Annotated in this window: 18 protein-coding genes; 8 read left to right on the top strand and 10 right to left on the bottom strand. The window is 72.2% G+C overall.

The genetic code is table 11. The features are described 5' to 3' along the window. Window positions 1-2: 2 nt before the first annotated feature. Together ACIBA9_RS30870 and ACIBA9_RS30865 are read right to left on the bottom strand one after the other, a co-directional pair. Window positions 3-1,658: a threonine/serine exporter ThrE family protein gene (locus ACIBA9_RS30870; protein ID WP_399368160.1), complete on the bottom strand. Its 1,656-nt coding sequence runs from the start codon at window positions 1,656-1,658 to the stop codon at window positions 3-5. 116 nt (window positions 1,659-1,774) lie between these two features. Next, entirely contained in the window at window positions 1,775-2,266 is a 492-nt protein-coding gene (locus tag ACIBA9_RS30865; RefSeq protein WP_362150479.1) for an inorganic diphosphatase, read from the bottom strand. 156 nt (window positions 2,267-2,422) lie between these two features. Here ACIBA9_RS30865 and dacB point away from each other — a divergent pair, with 156 nt between their 5' ends. The 6 genes from dacB (at window position 2,423) to folE (ending at window position 10,198) form a co-directional block, all read left to right on the top strand. Beyond that, a complete protein-coding gene (gene dacB / locus ACIBA9_RS30860; protein WP_399368158.1) occupies window positions 2,423-3,946 on the top strand; it encodes a D-alanyl-D-alanine carboxypeptidase/D-alanyl-D-alanine-endopeptidase in 1,524 nt (507 codons plus the stop codon). A 243-nt stretch (window positions 3,947-4,189) separates the two neighbouring features. Next, window positions 4,190-5,326: a zinc-dependent metalloprotease gene (locus tag ACIBA9_RS30855; RefSeq protein ID WP_362150273.1), complete on the top strand. Its 1,137-nt coding sequence runs from the start codon at window positions 4,190-4,192 to the stop codon at window positions 5,324-5,326. Between the two features lie 192 nt (window positions 5,327-5,518). Further along, complete coding sequence (tilS, locus tag ACIBA9_RS30850; protein ID WP_399368155.1) at window positions 5,519-6,577, top strand: tRNA lysidine(34) synthetase TilS; 1,059 nt, start codon at window positions 5,519-5,521, stop codon at window positions 6,575-6,577. Window positions 6,578-6,665: 88 nt separating this feature from the next. Beyond that, on the top strand, window positions 6,666-7,226 hold the full coding sequence (gene hpt, locus ACIBA9_RS30845) for a hypoxanthine phosphoribosyltransferase (protein ID WP_399368153.1): 561 nt from the start codon (window positions 6,666-6,668) through the stop codon (window positions 7,224-7,226). Window positions 7,227-7,443: 217 nt separating this feature from the next. Further along, window positions 7,444-9,483, top strand: a complete 2,040-nt coding sequence (ftsH, locus tag ACIBA9_RS30840) for an ATP-dependent zinc metalloprotease FtsH (RefSeq protein ID WP_362150281.1) — start codon at window positions 7,444-7,446, stop codon at window positions 9,481-9,483. Between the two features lie 109 nt (window positions 9,484-9,592). Then, complete coding sequence (folE, locus tag ACIBA9_RS30835; protein ID WP_399368151.1) at window positions 9,593-10,198, top strand: GTP cyclohydrolase I FolE; 606 nt, start codon at window positions 9,593-9,595, stop codon at window positions 10,196-10,198. Between the two features lie 44 nt (window positions 10,199-10,242). Here the strand turns inward: folE and ACIBA9_RS30830 are convergent, their stop codons facing one another. The 6 genes from ACIBA9_RS30830 to ACIBA9_RS30805 all read right to left on the bottom strand — a co-directional run bounded on the left by ACIBA9_RS30830 (window position 10,243) and on the right by ACIBA9_RS30805 (window position 15,474). Continuing rightward, window positions 10,243-10,731, bottom strand: coding sequence for a DUF3180 domain-containing protein (locus ACIBA9_RS30830; protein ID WP_393901875.1), 489 nt, complete (start codon window positions 10,729-10,731; stop codon window positions 10,243-10,245). Window positions 10,732-10,789: 58 nt separating this feature from the next. After that, window positions 10,790-11,401: a 2-amino-4-hydroxy-6-hydroxymethyldihydropteridine diphosphokinase gene (folK, locus tag ACIBA9_RS30825; protein WP_362150288.1), complete on the bottom strand. Its 612-nt coding sequence runs from the start codon at window positions 11,399-11,401 to the stop codon at window positions 10,790-10,792. Beyond that, window positions 11,398-11,757, bottom strand: coding sequence for a dihydroneopterin aldolase (folB, locus tag ACIBA9_RS30820; RefSeq protein WP_399368148.1), 360 nt, complete (start codon window positions 11,755-11,757; stop codon window positions 11,398-11,400). Before folB ends, folK begins: the two co-directional genes overlap by 4 nt. A 269-nt stretch (window positions 11,758-12,026) precedes the next feature. Beyond that, window positions 12,027-12,578, bottom strand: a complete 552-nt coding sequence (locus tag ACIBA9_RS30815; protein WP_362150293.1) for a nuclear transport factor 2 family protein — start codon at window positions 12,576-12,578, stop codon at window positions 12,027-12,029. Beyond that, complete coding sequence (gene folP, locus ACIBA9_RS30810) at window positions 12,575-13,489, bottom strand: dihydropteroate synthase (RefSeq protein ID WP_399368146.1); 915 nt, start codon at window positions 13,487-13,489, stop codon at window positions 12,575-12,577. Before folP ends, ACIBA9_RS30815 begins: the two co-directional genes overlap by 4 nt. A 170-nt stretch (window positions 13,490-13,659) precedes the next feature. Next, window positions 13,660-15,474, bottom strand: coding sequence for a phosphatidylglycerol lysyltransferase domain-containing protein (locus ACIBA9_RS30805; protein ID WP_399368144.1), 1,815 nt, complete (start codon window positions 15,472-15,474; stop codon window positions 13,660-13,662). Window positions 15,475-15,697: 223 nt separating this feature from the next. Between ACIBA9_RS30805 and ACIBA9_RS30800 the strand changes: the two genes are divergently transcribed. After that, the gene (locus tag ACIBA9_RS30800; RefSeq protein ID WP_399368142.1) at window positions 15,698-16,825 is read left to right on the top strand and encodes an alpha/beta hydrolase; all 1,128 of its coding nucleotides are present in this window, start codon (window positions 15,698-15,700) and stop codon (window positions 16,823-16,825) included. A gap of 98 nt (window positions 16,826-16,923) precedes the next feature. Next, window positions 16,924-18,222 (top strand): hypothetical protein, encoded by a 1,299-nt coding sequence (locus tag ACIBA9_RS30795; protein ID WP_399368141.1) that lies wholly within the window; start codon window positions 16,924-16,926, stop codon window positions 18,220-18,222. Between the two features lie 6 nt (window positions 18,223-18,228). On the opposite strand, the gene ACIBA9_RS30790 is transcribed toward ACIBA9_RS30795, so the two are convergent. Beyond that, entirely contained in the window at window positions 18,229-19,557 is a 1,329-nt protein-coding gene (locus tag ACIBA9_RS30790; RefSeq protein WP_399368139.1) for a PH domain-containing protein, read from the bottom strand. Next, complete coding sequence (locus tag ACIBA9_RS30785; RefSeq protein ID WP_393901869.1) at window positions 19,554-20,057, bottom strand: PH domain-containing protein; 504 nt, start codon at window positions 20,055-20,057, stop codon at window positions 19,554-19,556. The genes ACIBA9_RS30790 and ACIBA9_RS30785 overlap by 4 nt, the downstream gene beginning before the upstream one ends. Window positions 20,058-20,088 lie beyond the last annotated feature (31 nt).

Raw genomic sequence — 20,088 nt, 5'->3', positions numbered from 1 at the left:
GCTCAGAAGCCCCTGGTGCGCTTCGCGGCCCGCCGCTTGCCCGCGGAGCCGACCCGCAGGAACAGCCGGGAGATCTCCGAGCCGAGGTTGACCCCGATGGCGATGGCCATGGCCAGGGAGGCGGCCTTGGCCAGGGACACCAGCCCCTTGTCCACCTCGTTCTGCGCCATGGACAGCAGTCCGAAGTAGGTCGCCGAACCGGGCAGCAGCGGCCCGATCGCAGCCGTCGTGTACGGCAGCGCCGACGCGAACCGGTACCGCGACAGCAGCTGCCCGAACAGTCCGACCAGCCCGGCCGCCGCCGCCGTGGAGGCCACCGGCGAGATGCCCCCGGCGTAGTGCATCGCGCCGTACACGGACCAGGCCACGCCCCCGTTGAGGGTCACCCAGAGCACGGTGGACCGTTCCTGCTGCAGAAGCACCGCGAAGGTCAGGGACAGCAGCATGGAGGCCGCGATCTGCAGCAGCGGCCGTTGGGAGAGCGCCAGCCCCGCGTCCGGATTCAGCTTGCCGCCGACCTTCACCCCGAAGTACAGGACGAGCAGCACCCCGGTGACGATGCCGACGAAGAAGTACATGACCTCCAGCAGCCGCGCGGACGCGGTGATGTAGAAGCCCGTCAGGCCGTCCTGCACGCCCGCGACCAGCGCCCGCCCCGGCAGCAGGGCGAACAGACCACCGGTGACGACGGCGGACGCCTTCACGTCGACGTGTGCCAGCGCGAACGCCACACCGACCGCGGCGGGCGGCATCGCGGCCACCGTGAACTGGTAGAACTCCGGCAGCCCCCGCCCCGCGCACAGCCAGGCCAGGCGGTCGCCGAGCATCGCGCCCAGCGCGGCCGCGACGAACACGATCAGGTCACCGCCGACCAGCAGGGAGGCCGCGCCGGCCAGCAGTCCGCTCGCCAGGGTCAGCGCCCAGCCGGGGTAGGGGTGCCGGTTGCGGCGGATCTCCGCGAGGCGCCGGTAGGCCTCCTCCAGGGAGACATGCGTCTCGGGGTCGGTCAGGTCGTCCACCAGCCGGAAGACGGCCGCCAGCCGCGTGTAGTCGGTGCCCCGCCGCCGTACCGTGCGCGACGACGTCACCGGGTCCTCGACCAGCGACGGCTGATGCGAGATCGACAGCAGGGTGAAGGTGACGTTCGGCTCGCAGCGGTCCAGGCCGTAGGACCGGCACACCGCGAACATCGCGGCCTCCACGTCCTCCGCGCCCTCGCCGCCCGCGAGCAGCAACTCCCCGATACGCAGCGTCAGGTCGAGCACGCGCGGGACGGCCGGGCCCTCGTCCTCGGTCCGCTGCACGATCTCCGGCGCCGGCCGCTCCGCCACCGGCATCCGCAGCATCGTGCGCATCCGGTCCTGCCAGGGGGCGTCCTTGACCAGGCTGACCAGCGGCACCCCGGTGGCCGGCGTGAACGCGGGCGGGGCGGTCCTGGCCTGGTAGGTGGCCGGCGTGCTGAACGCCGAGCCCTCCGGCTCCGGGCTCGGCGCCTGGGCCACCTCGAAGCCGCGCGGGACGGCGAACTCGGAGGTCGTCTCCGTCTCACCGCCGGGCTTGGGGACATCGAGCCCTTGCGGAACGGCGAACTCGGACGTGATCTCCGGGTCGTACCGCGCCTCGTCCGACCGGGGCTTGCGGTCCTCCGCCTCCGACACCTCGCACCGCTCCCTGAACGTTCACCTTCCCAGGACCTCAGTATGCGCATCAATACGCACACGGGCCGCGCCACCCCCCTGAGGGTGCCGCGGCCCGTGGAAGGCAAACCGGCCGGTCAGTGGCCGCCCGTCTCCTTGAAGCGCTTGTACGACCGCTCGATCTCCACCTCGGCGTCCGTACGGCCCACCCAGTTGGCACCCTCGACCGACTTGCCGGGCTCCAGGTCCTTGTACACCTCGAAGAAGTGCTGGATCTCCAGGCGGTCGAACTCCGACACGTGGTGGATGTCGCGCAGGTGCTCCACGCGCGGGTCCGTGGCCGGGACGCACAGCAGCTTGTCGTCGCCGCCCGCCTCGTCCGTCATGCGGAACATGCCGATGGCGCGGCAGCGGATGAGGCAGCCGGGAAACGTCGGCTCGTCCAGGATGACCAGCGCGTCCAGCGGGTCACCGTCCTCGCCGAGGGTGTTCTCGACGAAGCCGTAGTCGGTCGGGTAGGCGGTCGAGGTGAAGAGGCGACGGTCCAGGCGGATCCGACCGGTCTCGTGGTCCACCTCGTACTTGTTGCGCGAACCCTTCGGGATCTCGATCGTGACGTCGAACTCCACCGGTGGCTCCTCCATGATCAACACATAGTTCTGGTGGTTAAGTGTCCCTCACGCAGGTGTGTGATCGCGAAAGGGGCTGGTGTCGTGCCAGAGCTGAGGCCTTGGCGAGCCGCGAGACCGCGGCTGACGCGGATCGCGAACGCCGTGGGACCGCGGATGACGCGGGCCGTCTCGGCCGCGCGACCGGGGATCACGCGGCTGGCGACCGCCGTACGGCTGCGACCTGCGCACCTCCCCCGTTCGCGGACCGTCAGGACCTGGCAGTACACCGCGGGCGCCGCGACCGCCGGCCTGGCTCTGGCCGCCGGCGTGGTGACCGTGGCAGGCCCCTTCGACGCCAATGGTCAGCGTACGGCCGAGCGGGACCGGGCCGCCGCCCTGGAGCGGGCAGGTGGCGCAGATCACGGCCGGCCGGCCGGATCGACGGGCGTGGCACGGCCCGCGCCGAGCGCCCCACCGGTCCTGACGGGCCTGGGCGGCATCGCGGGCGCCATCGGCACCAAGAAGACCGCCCCGGACGGGAAAACCCTCTCGGACGTCCTCGGGCCCCTCCTGGGCGCCTCCGAGCTGGGCGACAGCCACGCCGCCGCGGTCGTCGACGTGACGACCGGCGAGCGTCTCTACGCCGCCGACGCGGGCAAGGCCCTCACCCCCGCCTCCACCACCAAGATCGCCACCGCCGTCGCCGCCCTGTCCGCGCTCGGCGCCGACCACCGCCTCACCACCCGCGCCGCCCTCGAACCCGACACCGGCGAACTCGTCCTGGTCGGCGGCGGCGACCCCACCCTCACCGCGCACCGGAACGCCGGCGGCTGGGCGAGCCTGCGCACGCTCGCCGACGGCACCGCCCGGGCGCTGCGCAAGCGAGGCATCGACCGGGTCACGCTGTCGTACGACACGACGCTCTTCTCCGGCCCCGCCCTGCACCCCATCGGCGTCAACGACAACCTCGCCGCCGTCAGCGCCCTGAGCGCCGACGAGGGCCGCACCGACGGCTCCGTCAGCGGTCCGGCGACCCGCGTGGGCGACCCGGCGGCGGACGCGGCCGGCAAGTTCGCCGGCTATCTCGAGAGCGCCGGCATCAAGACCACGGCCCCCGGCCCCTCCAAGGCCACGACCCGCGCCGAGACCCTGGCCACCGTCTCCTCACCCCCGCTGTCCGCGCTGGTCGAACGCATGCTGACCAACAGCGACAACGACATCGCCGAGGCCCTGGCCCGCCAGACCGCGCTCGCCGGCGGCCGGCCGGCCGGCTTCGCCGGGGGTGCCCAGGCGATCGCCATGCAGCTCAGGAAGCTCGGACTGCCCATGTCCGGCGCCTCCTTCCACGACGGCAGCGGCCTCGACCGCGACGACCGGCTGACGGCCGACCTGCTCACCGCCCTGCTGGTGAAGGCCGGCGACCCGGGCCGCCCCGGTCTGCGCTCCGTCCTCACCGGCCTGCCGGTCGCCGGCTTCACCGGCACGCTGACCGACCGCTACGCCGACGGCGCCTCCGGTCTCGTCCGCGCCAAGACGGGCACCCTCACGGGCGTGAACACCCTGGCGGGCACTGTCGTCGACGCCGACGGCCACCTCCTGGCCTTCGCCTTCATGGCCTCCGGCACCACCGACCCGCAGGCCGCCCAGTCGGCCCTGGACCGGACCGCGACGGCCCTGGCGGCGTGCGGCTGCCGCTGAGGCACGTGCCGGCGACCAAGCGCCACCGCACCCCGCTCGCCACCACGGGCGTCGTGCGACGGGGCCCAGCACCACCGTCCCCGGCGAGCCCGTGTCCGCCGAGCACCGCGCACCGGCGGACGCGCCCGGCACCGCGCCCCGCACCCCCGAACGCGCGGCGCCGTCCCCGCCGGTGACACCCCGGACGCCCCGCCGACTTCACGGGCCTGCCCCAAAGCGAGCACGCTCACGTACGGTTGACGCATGACTGGCTTCGGTGGCACCACATCTCCCGGGATGGTCGACTGGAACCTCGCGGTGGCGACCGCGACCCGGCTCGTACGGCCGGGCCCCGACGTCAGCCGCGACGACGCCAGGGCCGTCGTCGCGGAGCTGCGACGGCACGCGAAGGCCTCGGAGGAACACGTCCGGGGCTTCACTCGTATGAGCACCGAGGAAACCCACGACACCCCGGTCCTGGTGGTCGACCGCCCCGGCTGGGTCCGCGCCAACGTCGCCGGCTTCCGCGAGATCCTCAAACCGCTCCTGGAGAAGATGCAGGAACGGCGCGCCGGCAGCCCCGCCGGCGCCGTCCTCGGTGCCGTCGGCGGCAAGGTCACCGGCGTCGAACTCGGCATGCTGCTGTCGTTCCTGTCCTCCCGCGTCCTCGGCCAGTACGAGACCTTCGCCCCGGCCGGCCGCGACCTGCCCGCCGGTCAGAACGGCGGCGGCCGGCTGCTGCTGGTCGCCCCCAACATCGTCCACGTCGAGCGTGAACTGGACGTGGATCCGCACGACTTCCGGCTCTGGGTGTGCCTGCACGAGGAGACGCACCGCACGCAGTTCACCGCCGTGCCCTGGCTGCGCGACCACCTCGAAGGTGAAATCCAGTCGTTCTTGGCGGAGACCGACGTCGACCCCATGGCCTTCCTGGAGCGCATCCGGGAGGCCGCCCAGTCCCTCGCCGGGGGGCGCCCCGAGGGCGAGGAGGGCGAGGACGGCGGCCGCTCCCTCGTGGAGCTGGTGCAGACCCCGGCCCAGCGCGAGATCCTCGCCCGGCTCACCGCGGTGATGTCCCTGCTGGAGGGCCATGCCGACTTCGTGATGGACGGCGTCGGCCCCAGTGTCGTGCCGACCGTCGCCGAGATCCGCGAGAAGTTCCAGCAGCGACGCGCCAAGGGCGCCTCCCGCCTCGACCTGGCGCTGCGCAAACTGCTCGGCCTGGACGCCAAGCTCCGACAGTACCGGGACGGCGAGCGCTTCGTCCGAGCGGTCGTCGGCGAGGTCGGCGTCGACGGCTTCAACCGGGTGTGGACCTCCCCGAACACCCTGCCCACCAAGGCCGAGATCGCCAAACCGGCGGACTGGGTCGCGCGGGTGCACCGCAAGACCGAGTCGTGAACGGCGCTGGGGGAGTCGTGAGCCGAATCCGGCCGACGGCAGGCGAACGCCCCTCCAATCACCCGTCCGAGGGACCGTGAGCCCCGCGTAGGCGTGCAATGCTCGGGTATCGGCCCGGTTCTGTCACCATCTACACACTCTGAGTGACCGAACTCGGGCTCACCCCCCGAAACTTCATGAAGGGAACCGGACATGGGTCCCCATCCTGCGGTCGCGGCGATACGCCTGGCGGTCCGCCGCGTACTTCACGACATCCTCAACAACGTCCACACCACCGGCCCACAGCCGGACGGGCAGGCCCTCGGCCGGCACCCGGACCGAGCAGCCGAGCGGCCCCCCTCTCCGCTCGTGCTCGTCGCCTGTTCCGGAGGCGCCGACTCCATGGCGCTCGCGTCGGCCCTCGCCTTCGAAGCCCCCAGACTCGGCCTCCGCGCCGGCGGCGTCACCGTCGACCACGGCCTCCAGGCCGGTTCCGACCTCCGCGCCGACGAGGTCGCGCTGCGGCTGCGCCGGCTCGGTCTCGACCCGGTCGATTCCGTCGCCGTGACCGTCGGCCGCGACGGAGGGCCCGAGGCCGCCGCCCGCGACGCCCGCTACGCCGCCCTCGACGCGGCGGCCGAACGCCACGGCGCCGCCGCGGTCCTGCTCGGCCACACCCGCGACGACCAAGCCGAAACCGTCCTGCTGGGCCTCGCCCGCGGCTCCGGCATCCGCTCCCTGTCCGGGATGGCCGCGGTCTCGGGGGCCGACGGCCGTTACCGGCGTCCCTTCCTGCAACTGGACCGGCAGACCGCCCGCAAGGCCTGCATGGTCCAGTCCCTGCCCGTCTGGGACGACCCGCACAATGCCGACCCCGCCTACACCCGCTCCCGGCTGCGGCACGAGGGCCTGCCCGCCCTGGAGAAGGCCCTCGGCAAAGGCGTCGTGGAAGCGCTGGCCCGCACCGCCCAGCTCGCCCGCGACGACGCCGACGCCCTCGACGCCTGGGCCGGCCAGGCCGAGGCCACGGTACGGGACGGGGCGGGGCTGCTGGAGTGCGCCAAGCTGTACGCGCTGCCGCCCGCCGTACGCCGCCGGATCCTGCGCCGGGCCGCCATCGAGGCGGGCGCTCCGGCCGGTTCGCTGTTCGCCCGGCACCTCGAGGAAGTCGACCGCCTGATCACCGGCTGGCGCGGCCAGGGAGCCATCAACCTCCCGGGCAAAGTCGTCGCCCGGCGGCAGGGTGGCAGACTGGTGATTCGGCAAGGCTGAATCCCGACCTCCCGGAGCGCTCCTCCGGCGGCCGGTCGGGCGGCCGGAGGCCGTGCATACGGCCGTAAGTGCGGGACGACCGAAAGTGATGCGGGTGGACGCGAAAGACATGGGTGCCGACCTCCAGCGGGTGCTCATCACCAAGGAAGAGATCGACGCGAAGCTGGCCGAGCTGGCCGCGAAGATCGACGCGGAATACGCGGGCAAGGATCTCCTCATCGTCGGTGTCCTCAAGGGCGCGGTGATGGTCATGGCGGACCTCGCCCGGGCGCTGTCGTCCCCCGTCACCATGGACTGGATGGCCGTGTCCTCCTACGGCGCGGGCACCCAGTCCTCCGGTGTCGTCCGGATCCTCAAGGACCTCGACACCGACATCAAGAACAAGCACGTCCTGATCGTCGAGGACATCATCGACTCCGGTCTGACCCTGTCCTGGCTGATCAACAACCTCGGCTCCCGCGAGCCCGCCTCCCTGAAGGTGTGCACGCTGCTGCGCAAGCCGGACGCCGCGAAGGTCGACATCGACGTCGAGTGGGTCGGCTTCGACATCCCGAACGAGTTCGTCGTCGGATACGGCCTCGACTACGCCGAGAAGTACCGCAACCTGCCGTTCGTGGGTACGCTCGCGCCCCACGTCTACGGCGGCTGAGCCTCACGGGGTCCCCGGCTGGGCCAGTCGGCCCAAGCCGGTAGGACGATCGGGAACCCCGGCGGCTCCCGTGCCGTTGAAGGTTGCAGAGACGGGTTTCCCGGCCGTCGGAAGCGGCTTCGTGCGGCTTCGGGCATCCATGCTGGGGTACCGTCAGAAGAACTGTCTTATCAAACTCACTATGGCAGGAGGGACGGGGCGACACCGCTCCGTATGGATGGACGTGAAGCGATACTTCCGTGGGCCGGTCATGTGGATCGTGCTGGCCGTCCTTGCCGTGGTCGTGTTGATGCAGGTCGTCGGCTCGTCCGGCGGCTACAAGACGGTGGACACCGGCCAAGTCGTGGCGGCGATCAACAACAACAAGGTCGAGTCGGCCAAACTCACCACCGGTGACGAACAGAGCATCAAGGTCACGCTCAAGGACGGCACCAAGGTCGAGGGCAGCTCCAAGATCCAGGCGAGCTACATCGGCGATCAGGGCGTGACCATCGCCGGCACCCTGCAGACCAAGTACCAGGACAAGCAGATTCCGGACGGCTACACCGTCTCGCCGTCGAAGCAGAACCCGTTCCTCGGCGTTCTGCTCTCGCTGCTGCCCTTCGTCCTGATCGTGGTCGTCTTCCTGTTCCTGATGAATCAGATGCAGGGCGGCGGCTCCCGGGTCATGAACTTCGGCAAGTCCAAGGCCAAGCTCATCACCAAGGACACCCCGAAGACGACCTTCTCCGACGTCGCCGGCTGTGACGAGGCCGTCGAGGAACTCCAGGAGATCAAGGAGTTCCTCCAGGAGCCGGCCAAGTTCCAGGCCGTCGGCGCCAAGATCCCCAAGGGCGTGCTGCTCTACGGCCGCCCGGGTACCGGCAAGACGCTCCTTGCGCGTGCCGTGGCCGGCGAGGCGGGCGTCCCCTTCTACTCGATCTCCGGTTCCGACTTCGTCGAGATGTTCGTCGGTGTCGGTGCCTCCCGGGTCCGTGACCTGTTCGAGCAGGCCAAGGCGAACGCCCCGGCGATCGTCTTCGTCGACGAGATCGACGCGGTCGGCCGTCACCGCGGCGCCGGCCTCGGCGGCGGTCACGACGAGCGCGAGCAGACGCTGAACCAGCTCCTGGTCGAGATGGACGGCTTCGACGTCAAGGGCGGCGTCATCCTGATCGCCGCCACCAACCGTCCGGACATCCTCGACCCGGCCCTCCTGCGCCCCGGCCGCTTCGACCGCCAGATCGCGGTCGATCCGCCGGACCTGCAGGGCCGTCTGGAGATCCTCAAGGTCCACCAGAAGGGCAAGCCGGTCGCCCCCGACGTCGATCTGGCCGCCGTCGCCCGCCGTACGCCCGGCATGACCGGCGCCGACCTCGCCAACGTGCTGAACGAGGCCGCGCTGCTCACCGCCCGCGGTGACCAGAAGCTGGTCGACAACAAGGCGCTGGACGAGGCGATCGACCGCGTGGTCGCGGGCCCGCAGAAGCGGACCCGGATCATGTCGGACAAGGAGAAGAAGATCACCGCGTACCACGAGGGCGGTCACGCCCTGGTCGCGGCGGCCTCGCCGAACTCCGACCCGGTCCACAAGATCACGATCCTGTCCCGCGGTCGCGCCCTCGGTTACACGATGGTCCTGCCCGACGAGGACAGGTACTCGACCACGCGCAACGAGATGCTGGACCAGCTCGCCTACATGCTGGGCGGCCGCGCGGCCGAGGAACTGGTCTTCCACGACCCGACCACCGGTGCCGCGAACGACATCGAGAAGGCCACCAACCTGGCCCGCGCGATGGTCACGCAGTACGGCATGACCGAGCGGCTCGGTGCCATCAAGTTCGGCGGCGACAACAGCGAGCCCTTCCTCGGCCGTGAGATGGCTCACCAGCGCGACTACTCGGAAGAGGTCGCCGCGCTGGTCGACGAAGAGGTCAAGAAGCTCATCGAGACCGCGCACAACGAGGCCTGGGAGATCCTGGTCGAGAACCGCGACGTGCTCGACCAGCTCGTCCTGCAGCTGCTGGAGAAGGAGACGCTCGGCAAGGAGGAGATCGCCGAGGTCTTCGCCCCGATCGTCAAGCGTCCTCCCCGGCCCGCCTGGACCGGCTCCTCCCGGCGTACGCCGTCCACCCGACCGCCGGTGCTCTCCCCCAAGGAGCTGGCACTGACCAACGGTGCCAACGGCGCGACGGCCGCGATCAGCACGGTCAAGTCCACCGCCTCGGAATCCGCCCCGGTCACGGAGCAGACTCCGGAGGACCGCTCCGAGAGCTGACCCGTTCCGGTCGTGGACCGGAATGGATGCCGCGCCCCCCAGGTTTTAGCCTGGGGGGCGCGGCGCTTGTCTATGCCCGCGGGTAAGACGTACAGGAACGAGGCATCAGATGACCGACCCCGTGACGCTGGCCGGAGCCGGCTCCATCGGCGAGTTCGACGAGAAGCGCGCCGAGAACGCCGTGCGCGAGCTCCTGATAGCGGTCGGCGAGGACCCGGACCGGGAGGGCCTGCGGGAGACCCCGGCTCGGGTGGCACGGGCTTACCGGGAGCTGCTGGCGGGCCTGAGGCAGGAACCCGAGGACGTGCTGACGACGACGTTCGACCTGGGACACGACGAGATGGTCCTGGTGAAGGACATCGAGATCGTCTCCCTCTGCGAGCACCACCTGCTGCCCTTCCACGGCGTGGCGCACGTCGGTTACATCCCCGCCGAGACGGGCAAGATCACCGGTCTGTCGAAGCTGGCGCGTCTGGTGGAGGTCTTCGCCCGTCGCCCGCAGGTGCAGGAACGTCTCACCACCCAGATCGCGGACTCCCTGGTACGGATCCTGGAGGCGCGCGGCGCGATCGTCGTGATCGAGGCCGAACACATGTGCATGTCGGTGCGCGGTATCCGCAAGCCCGGCGCCAAGACGACCACCTCGGCGGTGCGCGGCCAGCTCCGGGACGCCACGACCCGTGCCGAGGCGATGAGCCTGATACTGGCGCGCTAGGACCTGTCCGCGGAACCGCCGCCCGGCCGGCCCCGCGGGGGGCGTCAGGCAGCCGGTTCCGCGCCCGGGGTGTTCTGGTCGTCGTCCTCGGGGAGCTTGCAGACCCGTTCGAGGAAGAGGGCCGCCGCTATCACGCCGAGGCCCGCCAGGACGGAGAAGCCGGCGTAGATGGCCTGGTCCCGGCGGGCGGGGATGTCGAGGAGCTCCAGCAGGAAGACGCCCGCGCCGCCGTACATGCCGGCGACCAGGGCGGCCACCAGGGCGCTCGCCTGGCCGAAGACGACCGCTCGGGCGGCCATCATCGGGTCGACGCCCTTCGCCTCCGGGCGGCGCTCGCGCTGGGCCCTCAGCCGGGTCCGCAGCGAGAGCGCCGTCGAGAGCAGGACCACGGCGATCAGCGCCAGGACGATCGGCGCGGCCAGGGGGACGCCGGGCAGGGTCCCGATCGAGTTCCAGAGGCGGGCGCCCGCCCAGGACAGGACGCCGGCCACCACGAACACACCGACCAGCACCCTGATGCGCAGCTCTCTCACGGTGTCCCTTCAGTTCCCCCGGACCGATCCCGGATCTTGGTCGTCTTGACCTTAACGACTACTCGGGCAGTCGGAGTTCCAGGTCCCCGCGAGCCTCGACGCCCTCGCGAGTGACGAGCGAGAGGAGATCGGCCACCGGGCCGCGGCCGGGCAGCTGGGCCTGGGGGTCCACGTCGTGCCACGGGGCGAGCACGAAGGCGCGCTCGTGGGCCCGGGGGTGGGGCAGGGTGAGGTGCGGGTCGTCGGAGGTGACGTCGGCGTAGGCGACGATGTCGACGTCCAGGGTGCGCGGCCCCCAGCGTTCGTCGCGCACGCGGTTGAACGCCTCCTCGACGGCGTGCGCCCGCTCCAGCAGGGAGGACGGGGGCAGGGTGGTCTTCAGCAGTACGACGGCGTTGAAGTACGAGGGCTGGCTGCCGGGCTCGACGCCCCACGGCTCGGTCTCGTACACCGGCGACACGGCCTTGATCCGCACGCCCGGCGTGTCCTCCAGGGCGTCGACGGCGCCCTGGAGGGTCTCCAGGCGGTTGCCGAGGTTGGCGCCGATGGAGATCACGGACCATTTGGGGTTGCTCAGCGTCGTGTCGGCGGCGTCGACCCGCTCGACGACCGAGGCGGGCACCGGCTGGACGGTCGGGTCGCTCTGACCCTGGGTGAAAGGTCGGGTCATACTCGGCTCCGGGTGATGGTGACGGTCACGTCGTCGAAGGGCACGGTGATCGGCGCGTCCGGCTTGTGGACGCAAACCTCGATCTCCTGGACGCCCTCGTGCTTCAGGCAGGTCTGGGCGATCCGCTCGGCGAGCGTCTCGATGAGGTTCACCGGCTCGCCCTCGACCACGGCCACGACCTCCTCGGCCACGATGCCGTAGTGCACGGTCTTCGTCAGGTCGTCGTCGGCCGCGGCCGGCCGCGTGTCCAGGCCGAGGACGAGGTCGACGATGAAGGTCTGGCCCTCCTCGCGCTCCCTGGGGAACACGCCGTGGTGCCCGCGGGCCTTGAGGCCGCGCAGCGCGACACGATCCACGCGAATCACTCCTGCAATCGTCGGGAACGACCGGTCGGTACCGCGTGCGGGCGATACGCCGGCCTCAGACGAATCTACCCGCGGCCACCGACACGGCCGGGCCGCGGGGGCCCGGGCCCGGGCCGGGACCTGGAGGGTTCACCCCGTGTTCCCCCGGGGGACCCGGCGGCTTCATGGGGTGGTAGCCGCTCATACCCGGGGGTAGGTGATTCCAACCACTTCTTGGTCCCCCTGGGGGCGTGCGCGGTGTCCGCCGGGTGTCCAACCGCTCAGGCGAGGGGATCGTCGTCCGGATTCACGCCGTTCACGCCGTTCACCCCGCTGTCGCCGTCCTCCTCGTCGGTGTCGTCGCCGTCGGCCAGGACCGGGGAGGCGTGGTGCGACCAGAGCTTCCAGCCGGTGGCGGTGCGCCGGAACACGTTGGTGGCCACGACGAGCTGGCCGACCAGCGGCCCGAGTTCCCCACCGTCCTGCGGGGCGGGGCCGCCGCTGAGGATGTTCTCGGTGCACGTCACGAGCGCGGTGTCGCCGGTGACCGAGACATGCACGTCGGTGAGGAAGAACTGGATGTAGTCGGTGTTGGCCATGATCAGGGCGTACGACCTGAGAACCTCCCCGCGGCCGGTGAGGACCGGCCAGCCGGGGTGCACACAGGAGACGACGCCGGCGTCGGCCGGGTCGTGGTACTCCTCGTCGACGCCCAGCTCGGCAGGGGCGAGCCAGGCCGTGGAGACCTCTTCGAAGTCGCCGCGCTCCAGTGCCTCGTAGAAGGCGGTGTTGGCGGCCTCGACCTGCTCCACGTCGGTATGGGCGGCGCTCACCGGTCTCCTTCCGCCCCACGCTCGCCATGGGTGCCGGGCGCGGAACCCGCCGCGCGCGCCCCCTCTATGGCGCGGGCGACTCGCACCGCGTCCGCGGTGGCACGCACCTCGTGCACGCGCACCGCCCACGCGCCGGCGTGCGCTGCCAGCGCGGAGACGGCGGCCGTGGCCGCGTCGCGCTCCCGGGCGGGCGGGGGCGAGCCCTCCGCGCCGGCCAGGACCCGGCCGAGGAACCGTTTGCGGGAGGCCGCGACCAGCAGCGGGTGGCCCAGGGCGCCCAGTCGGTCCAGGTGGGCGAGGAGGACGAGGTCGTGCTCGGCCTCCTTGGAGAAGCCGAGGCCGGGGTCGAGGATGATCCGGTCGGCGGCGATACCGCCGGCCAGCACGGCCTCCACGCGCGCGTGCAGTTCGTCCACGACTTCGCCGACGACGTCCTCGTAGGTCCCCTTGACGTTGTCGCCGCGCAGGAAGCCGCGCCAGTGCATGACGACGAACGGGGCGCCGGCGTCGGCGACCACCGGGATCATCGCGGGGTCGGCGAGACCGCCGCTGACGTCGTTGACGAGGGCGGCGCCGGCCGCCAGGGACCGCTCGGCGACACAAGCGCGCATGGTGTCCACGGAGACGACGACGCCCTCGGAGGCGAGGCCGCGCACCACGGGGATGACGCGCCGCAGCTCCTCGTCCTCGTCCACGCGGGCCGCGCCGGGCCTGGTGGACTCGCCGCCCACGTCGACGAGGTCCGCGCCCCGGGCGACCAGGTCGAGGCCGTGCTTGACGGCGGCGGTCGTGTCGAACCAGCGGCCGCCGTCGGAGAACGAGTCGGGAGTCACGTTGACCACACCCATGACCGCGCAGCGGTCCCACTGGGGTAGTCCGGTGACCTGGCCCCGCCCGTACAAGCTAGTCATGCCTCCAGCGTAGGCGCCGTGGGGTGGCGGCCGACGCGCGCGCTGCCCCAGTGCGCCGTGCGACCCGGGCGCGGGGGCCGTGCGACCGTACGGGCGGCCCGGGCGAAAGCCCCGTGCTGGAGGGGGCCGAGCTTTCCGTCCGGGCCCGGTCCGGGGTGGTGGGCGTGGGCTCAGGCCGCTCGGACGTCGTGCTCGGCCATGGCGTGCGCGCACGGGCGGCGGGCCGCGGAACGGCGCCGGCGCAGGAAGCGCGGCAGCGGCAGCGCCAGAGTGACGAAGCCTTCCGCCTGCATGGCGGCGAAGCCGATGCGGGGCAGGTCGGCGGAGGCCCGGTAGACCACGAAGCGGGGCTCCCAGCGCGGCTGGAACTTGGCGTTGAACTTGTACAGCGACTCGATCTGGAACCAGCGCGAGAGGAACACCAGCAGTCCGCGCCAGGCGCGCAGCACCGGACCGGCGCCGATCTTCTCCCCGCGCGCGAGGGCGGAGCGGAACATCGCGAAGTTCAGCGAGACCCGGGCGATGCCCAACCGGGGGGCGGCCTGGAGGGCGGCGACGATCAGCAGCTCGTTCATGCCCGGGTCGGCGGCGCGGTCGCGGCGCATGAGGTCCAGCGAGACGCCGTCCTCGCCCCAGGGCACGAAGTGCAGGATCGCCTTCAGGTCGCCGAACTCGCCGGGCTCGTCGTCCTGCTTGTGCGCGGTCGCTATGAGGCAGTCGCCGTCGGTGGGGTCGCCGATCCGGCCGAGCGCCATGGAGAAGCCGCGCTCGGTGTCGGTGCCGCGCCAGTCCTCCGCCGCGAGGCGGATGCGCTCCAGTTCCGCCTCGCCGAGGTCACGGACGCGCCGCACCCGCGTTTCGTAGCCGGCCCGCTCGATGCGCTTGACCATTTGGCGCACATTGCGCATCGCGCGTCCGGCGAGCGAGAAATCCGCCACGTCGACCACCGCCTCGTCGCCCAGTTCCAGGGCGTCCAGGCCGGTCTCACGGGTCCACACCTCGCCGCCCGTCTCCGAGCAGCCCATGACGGCGGGCGTCCAGGAGTGGGCCTTGGCCTCGTCCATGAAGCGTTCGATGGCACCGGGCCAGGCCTCGACGTCGCCGATGGGGTCGCCACTAGCGAGCATCACACCGGAGACGACGCGGTAGGTGACCGCCGCCTTGCCGCTGGGCGAGAAGACGACCGCCTTGTCGCGGCGCAGCGCGAAGTGGCCGAGGGAGTCGCGGCGGCCGTGCCTGGCCAGCAGGGCGCGCAGCTGCTCCTCGTCCTGCTCGGTGAGCCGGGCGGCCGGGTGCTCGGGGCGGAAGGCCAGATAGGCCGTGGTGGCCGCGGTGATCCAGCCGAGGGCGCCGAGGGAGAAGGCGACGGTCCAGGAGGTGCTGCCCTGGTAGTCCACCGGACCCTCGAAACCGAACAGGCCGTAGAGTACGTGGGTCAACCGGTCGGCCAGGCTCGGGTCACCGATCGTACGGTCCGGGTGGACGTTGACGATGACGAGCCCGAGAGCAAGGGAACCGGCACTCATGAGGACGAAGTTGGCGAGCGCGCGCCAGCGGCTGCGGGGGTCGGGCAGCGCGGCGAACTGGCCCCGGTGGCGCAGCAGCGGTACGAGCAGCGCCACCGCGATGAGCACGCCGATGAGCGAGTGCCGGTAGGCGAACTGCGCCGCCGCGCCCGCCGGCAGCAGCGCGACCGCGGCGCGCCAGGCCCGGCGCTTGCGCCGCCTGAGGCCGTGGGCGAGCAGCAGCAACAGCACACCGGCGCTGAGCGAGAGTGCCGCCGCGAAGGGCCCGAAGGAGCCCGGCAGCACCTCGGCGAGGGCGTGCATACGGCTGTGACGGAAGCGCGGGAACACGCCCGCGGCGATGTCCAGGACGCCCACGAGCGCGGCCGCCCGGCCGACCAGAGACGGGACCGCCTCGGGACGCGGGCCGCGCAGTAGGCGCCGCGCCCGGCTTGATCGGCTCGGAACCCGGCCCGACATTTCCCCATCTATCCTGACAGACATCGCATCCCGTAGTTCTGCGAGAGACCTTGGACCCGGGCCCGTTCGGGCATCCGGCGACATTGCGCCCTCTAGGACGGTGTCTCGGGGAGAGAGGTTCACTCCTCACCGGAAAGTCGGGTCAAAGGCCAAGGAAAGCCTCGGGCAAGTCCTCGCTAAGAAGCGGGGGCCGGCACGGGCGAGAAAGCGCAGGAAACAGCCCATGGGTCTCACGAGCAACAAAGTGCTGGTGCTGGCGGCGATGTTCGCCGCCGTGCTGTTCGTCGGCACGGTGTGGCTGTGGCCGCGCCTGGCCAGGCAGAACTGGCGGACCGTCAGCGGGCGCGTCGCCCTGATGCTGGCCACCCAGCTGGCGATCTTCGCGTCCGTCGGGCTCGCCGCCAACCAGGCCTTCGGGTTCTACAGCAGCTGGGCGGACCTCTTCGGCAAGGAGACGGACCAGGGGATCGTCGTCGACCACTCGGCCCACGGCAGCAGCGGCGGCCCGCTCCAGGTGGTCTCCTCCTCCGAGGTGAAGGGCGTGAGCGGGAAGCGGCCGGAGACCGGCGGACAGATTCAGAAGGTCGACATAGTCGGCCGTACGAGTCATATCGCCACTCCGGCGTACGTGTACCTGCCGCCGGAGTACTTCCAGCCGCAGTACCGCACGCGTACGTTCCCGGTGGCCGTCGTGCTGACCGGTTACCCGGGCACGGCCGAGGCGCTGGTGAAGAAGCTCAACTACCCGAACACGGCGCAGCAGCTGGCCAAGGACGGGCGGATGCAGCCGATGATCATGGTGATGATGCGGCCGACCGTGGCGCCGCCGCGCGACACGGAGTGCGTGGACATCCCGGGCGGGCCGCAGACGGAGTCGTTCTTCGCCAAGGACCTCCCCGAGGCCGTGGGCGGGCACTACCGCGTCGGCAGGCGGCCGGGCAGCTGGGGCATCGTCGGCGACTCCACGGGCGGCTACTGCGCGCTGAAGCTCGCCATGCACCACCCCCGCGTGTACGCCGCCGCGGCGGGCCTCTCGCCGTACTACAAGGCGCCGATCGACCCCACGACCGGTGACCTCTTCCGCGGCGACCGGAACCTGCGCAATCGTGCCGACCTGCGGTGGATGCTCACGCACCTGCCGGCGCCCGACACCTCGCTGCTCGTGACCAGCAGCAAGGTCGGCGAGCACAACTACAAGGACACGCTGAAGTTCATAGAGCAGGTGCAGGCCACGAACGTCACCCGGATCTCGTCGATCATCCTCGACAGTGGCGGCCACAACTTCAACACCTGGCGGCGTGAGATCCCCGCGACGCTGCAGTGGATGAGCGGGCGGCTCACCGACCACTGAGCCGCCGGGGCGCCTGACGCCCCGTGAGCCGCGCGAAGTGGCCGTGTTTTTCCGGGGCGGGGGCCCATGGTCCGCCTACGCGCGGTAAGTTTCTGGCCATGCCACGTGGACGCCACCGCCATTCCCCGCCTCTGCACCGGCTGTTGCCTCCCTCGGCGATCGCCGGTGTCTCCGTCGTCTGCGCACTGGGCCCCTGGGCGTTCTCCGAGGCCGTGGTCGTGCGGGCGCTGGCCGCCGCCGCCGCGGCCACGGCCGTCGCCGGTGCCTTCGTGATGCGCCGCTGGGACACCCACGCGGGCAAGCAGGTCGCCGACCTCACACGCGCGCGTGCCAGCGACGAGTGGCGGTTCGAGGAGCGGGTCGCCGAACTCGAGGCCGATCTGGAGGAGTCCCGCGAGCTGCGGACCAAACTGGAGCAGCGGCTGCGCGCCAAGCGGGCGGAACTCGCGGGCCTGCGCAACGAGCACGCGGCCCTGCTGCGCCGGTACGCCACCGCGGAGACCGAGCGCGCGACCGCCCTGGAGGGGCGCAGGCTGCTGGAGATCGAGGCGGCGGTGCCGTCGTCCTCGCCCGAGCTGCCGCCCGCGCGCGGAGCCGAGCGCGAGCCGCTCGACGCGGTTTCCGGGGGCACCGGGGACACCGGGGATTCCCAGAACCCCGACGCGCCCGAGGGGGAGGCTACGGCGTACGCGGTGTTCTCCGCCGAGGGTGCGCGACTGTACCGGCGGGCGCTGACGGCCCTGGCCCGGTTCGACGCGGACGCCCCCGGGCGGGAGGCGCCGACGGCCGAGGCGGCCGGGGTGGCCGATGCGGCCGAGGTCGAGCGGGCCGCGGTCGGCGAGGAGGCCGAGGGAGCGGAGGAGGCCGAGGGGGGCGAAGCGGCACCCGTCGCCAAAGGAGAACCCACCGCGGACGGCGTGACGGACACCGCTGGTGAGTCCGCCGTGGCGGATGCCAAGGATGCCGAGGACGCCCAGGCCGCCCAGGCAGTCCAGGCCCCCCAGGCCGCCCGGGGCGGTGAGCGGAGTGCGGAGCGGGAGCACGCGCGCGTGGGCGCCCCCGGGACCGCCCACGCCGAGCCCGCCGGGCACTTCACGGTGCCGACCGCGGTGGCCGTGGTGCCGGCCGCGCCCGCGCGACGGCCGATGGTCGAGGGCGGTTTCGACTTCTTCGGCACCCAGAAGGGCGAGTCGAAGGCCGCGCTGGACGCCGTGCAGAACGAGGACCTCGCCGATGTCGTCGGCCAGGAGGCCCTCGCCGTGCACAAGGCCGAGGCGGAGAGCGAGTTCAAGCCCGCCGACGCCCGCTCGCGCGGGGTCGGTCAGGTCATCGACCTGACCGCGCACGACGAGACCGAGCAGATCGACATCCAGGGGCTGCGCACCGCGGCCTCCTGAGCCGTCTCAGCCGGTCATCCAGCGGTCCGGCCGGGCGTCCCGGCGGCCGGTGCGGGACCGCTCCGCCTGTTCGCGCAGCAGCCGCCCGGCCTCCTGCGCGTCCCGCAGGCGGGCCGTCACGGTCTTGTCGGCCCCTGTGTCCACATGGACGTCGGCGAGCCGCCACAGGCGCGCCCAGGGTCCCTGAGTCAGCCGCACACTCTGCACCTTGGCGTGCGGGACCAGCGAGAGCCTGCGGCGCAGCAGACCGGCGCGGGTGACGAGCACCGTGTCGGTCACGGCGGTTCGGTGGCCGCGCCACCACACCGGCACGCACCACCGGGCCCGGCGCGGCGGCCGCGACAGCTCCCCGGGCACCTCCACCCCGGGCAGCACGCGCGCGACGACCGACTCGGCCAGCGCGCGCGGGGCCACCGGCACCAGCACCGCGTTCGCGGAGCCGGCCACGTCGAGTTCCACCCGGACCCAGCCGAGCCGCCGCCACAGCAACGGCTCGACGATCCGCAGGGTCTGCACCCGGCCGGGCGGCACCGTCTCGTGGGCGCGGTCGAGCAGTCCGCGGTCGATGCGCAGTCCGTCCGGGGACTCGCTCACCGTCCAGTCGAACTCGGCGACGAACCGCCCCACGCTGCTCGTCCCGGCCGCGCCGAGCAGCGGCAGGGCGCTGGCGAGGACCGTCCACGGGTTGTGCGTGGTCAGCCACAACACGGTCGGTACGACGAGCGCGGCGCACAGCGAGCCCCAGGTGGCGCCCGTCAGCAGCAGCGAGCGCACCAGTTCGCGCGGGGGCACGCGCAGCAGCTCCTGCGCCGGTGCCTCGCCGACCTCCCGCGCCGTCTCGGGCGCGAAACCGGCGGCCCGCGCGAGCAGTTCGGCGCGCAGGGCGCGGGCCTCCTGCTCGCCGAGGTAGGCCAGTTCGTCCTTGTCGTCGGCGCCGACGACGTCTATCCGCAGCTTCGCGACGCCCGCCACGCGCGCGAGGAGGGGCCGGGAGACGTCCACGGCCTGGATGCGCTCCAGCCGGATGTGCGCGGTGCGCCGGAAGAGCAGCCCGGTACGGATGCGCAGTTCGGTGTCGGTGACCGCGAAGTGCGTGAACCACCAGGACAGGAAGCCGTACAGGCCGGCCACCGGCAGCAGCACGGCGAGGCCCAGCACGAGCACCGTGGTGGTCAGCCGCGCCAGCTGCTCCTGGGTCCCGTTCGGGTCGTGCACGGCCCAGCCGGCCAGGACGGCGACCGGCGCCCACGCCCGGCGGAAGGGCGTGACCGGGTGCAACCGGCGTTCGGCGACGGGCCGGTGCTCCGTCACGCCGCCGGGGTCCGGGGAGGTCACAGGCCCGCCGATCGGGCCTCGCCCAGCTCGGTGAGCCGGTCGCGCAGCCGTTCCGCCTCGGCCGGAGCCAGACCGGGGATGGTCGCGTCGGTCGCGGCGGCCGCCGTGTGCAGCTGCACGGTGGCCAGCCCGAAGCGCCGTTCCACGGGCCCGGAGGTCACCTCCACCAGCTGCATCCGCCCGTAGGGCACCACCGTCTCCTCGCGCCACAGCACACCGCGGCTGATCAGCAGGTCGTCGGCGCGCTCGGTGTACCGCCACGACCGCCAGTTGCGCTCCAGCAGGCGCCGGCACCACAGCGCGAGGGCCGGCGGCAGCAGCGCGAGGGCCGCCCAGCCCGGCCCCGCCAGCAGGCCCAGCGGCAGCCCCGTGGCCAGCGTGAGCGACGCCGCCCAGACCAGCAGCAGCAGCCGTCGCAGACGCAGCAGACCGGGTTCCAGCCCGCGCCAGCGCGGCTCGTCCCCCGGTATCGCGGTCTCGTCCCCGCTCCCCGTTTCCATGGGCCCACCCTACGTAGGGGAAACTGGGCCC

Origin of the sequence: Streptomyces sp. NPDC051452 (assembly GCF_044454765.1) — a bacterium.
In the GTDB taxonomy this organism is placed as follows: Bacteria; Actinomycetota; Actinomycetes; order Streptomycetales; family Streptomycetaceae; genus Streptomyces.
This window is presented reverse-complemented; position numbering and strand designations above follow the sequence as displayed.

Coding starts and splice junctions, on each gene's coding strand:
- folP (WP_399368146.1), bottom strand. CDS start 13,489: ATGACTAGCTTGTACGGGCGGGGCCAGGTCACCGGACTACCCCAGTGG.
- ACIBA9_RS30805 (WP_399368144.1), bottom strand. CDS start 15,474: ATGTCGGGCCGGGTTCCGAGCCGATCAAGCCGGGCGCGGCGCCTACTG.
- hpt (WP_399368153.1), top strand. CDS start 6,666: ATGCGGGTGGACGCGAAAGACATGGGTGCCGACCTCCAGCGGGTGCTC.
- ACIBA9_RS30795 (WP_399368141.1), top strand. CDS start 16,924: ATGCCACGTGGACGCCACCGCCATTCCCCGCCTCTGCACCGGCTGTTG.
- tilS (WP_399368155.1), top strand. CDS start 5,519: ATGGGTCCCCATCCTGCGGTCGCGGCGATACGCCTGGCGGTCCGCCGC.
- ACIBA9_RS30785 (WP_393901869.1), bottom strand. CDS start 20,057: ATGGAAACGGGGAGCGGGGACGAGACCGCGATACCGGGGGACGAGCCG.
- folE (WP_399368151.1), top strand. CDS start 9,593: ATGACCGACCCCGTGACGCTGGCCGGAGCCGGCTCCATCGGCGAGTTC.
- dacB (WP_399368158.1), top strand. CDS start 2,423: ATGACGCGGGCCGTCTCGGCCGCGCGACCGGGGATCACGCGGCTGGCG.
- ACIBA9_RS30855 (WP_362150273.1), top strand. CDS start 4,190: ATGACTGGCTTCGGTGGCACCACATCTCCCGGGATGGTCGACTGGAAC.
- ftsH (WP_362150281.1), top strand. CDS start 7,444: ATGGACGTGAAGCGATACTTCCGTGGGCCGGTCATGTGGATCGTGCTG.
- ACIBA9_RS30800 (WP_399368142.1), top strand. CDS start 15,698: ATGGGTCTCACGAGCAACAAAGTGCTGGTGCTGGCGGCGATGTTCGCC.
- folK (WP_362150288.1), bottom strand. CDS start 11,401: ATGACCCGACCTTTCACCCAGGGTCAGAGCGACCCGACCGTCCAGCCG.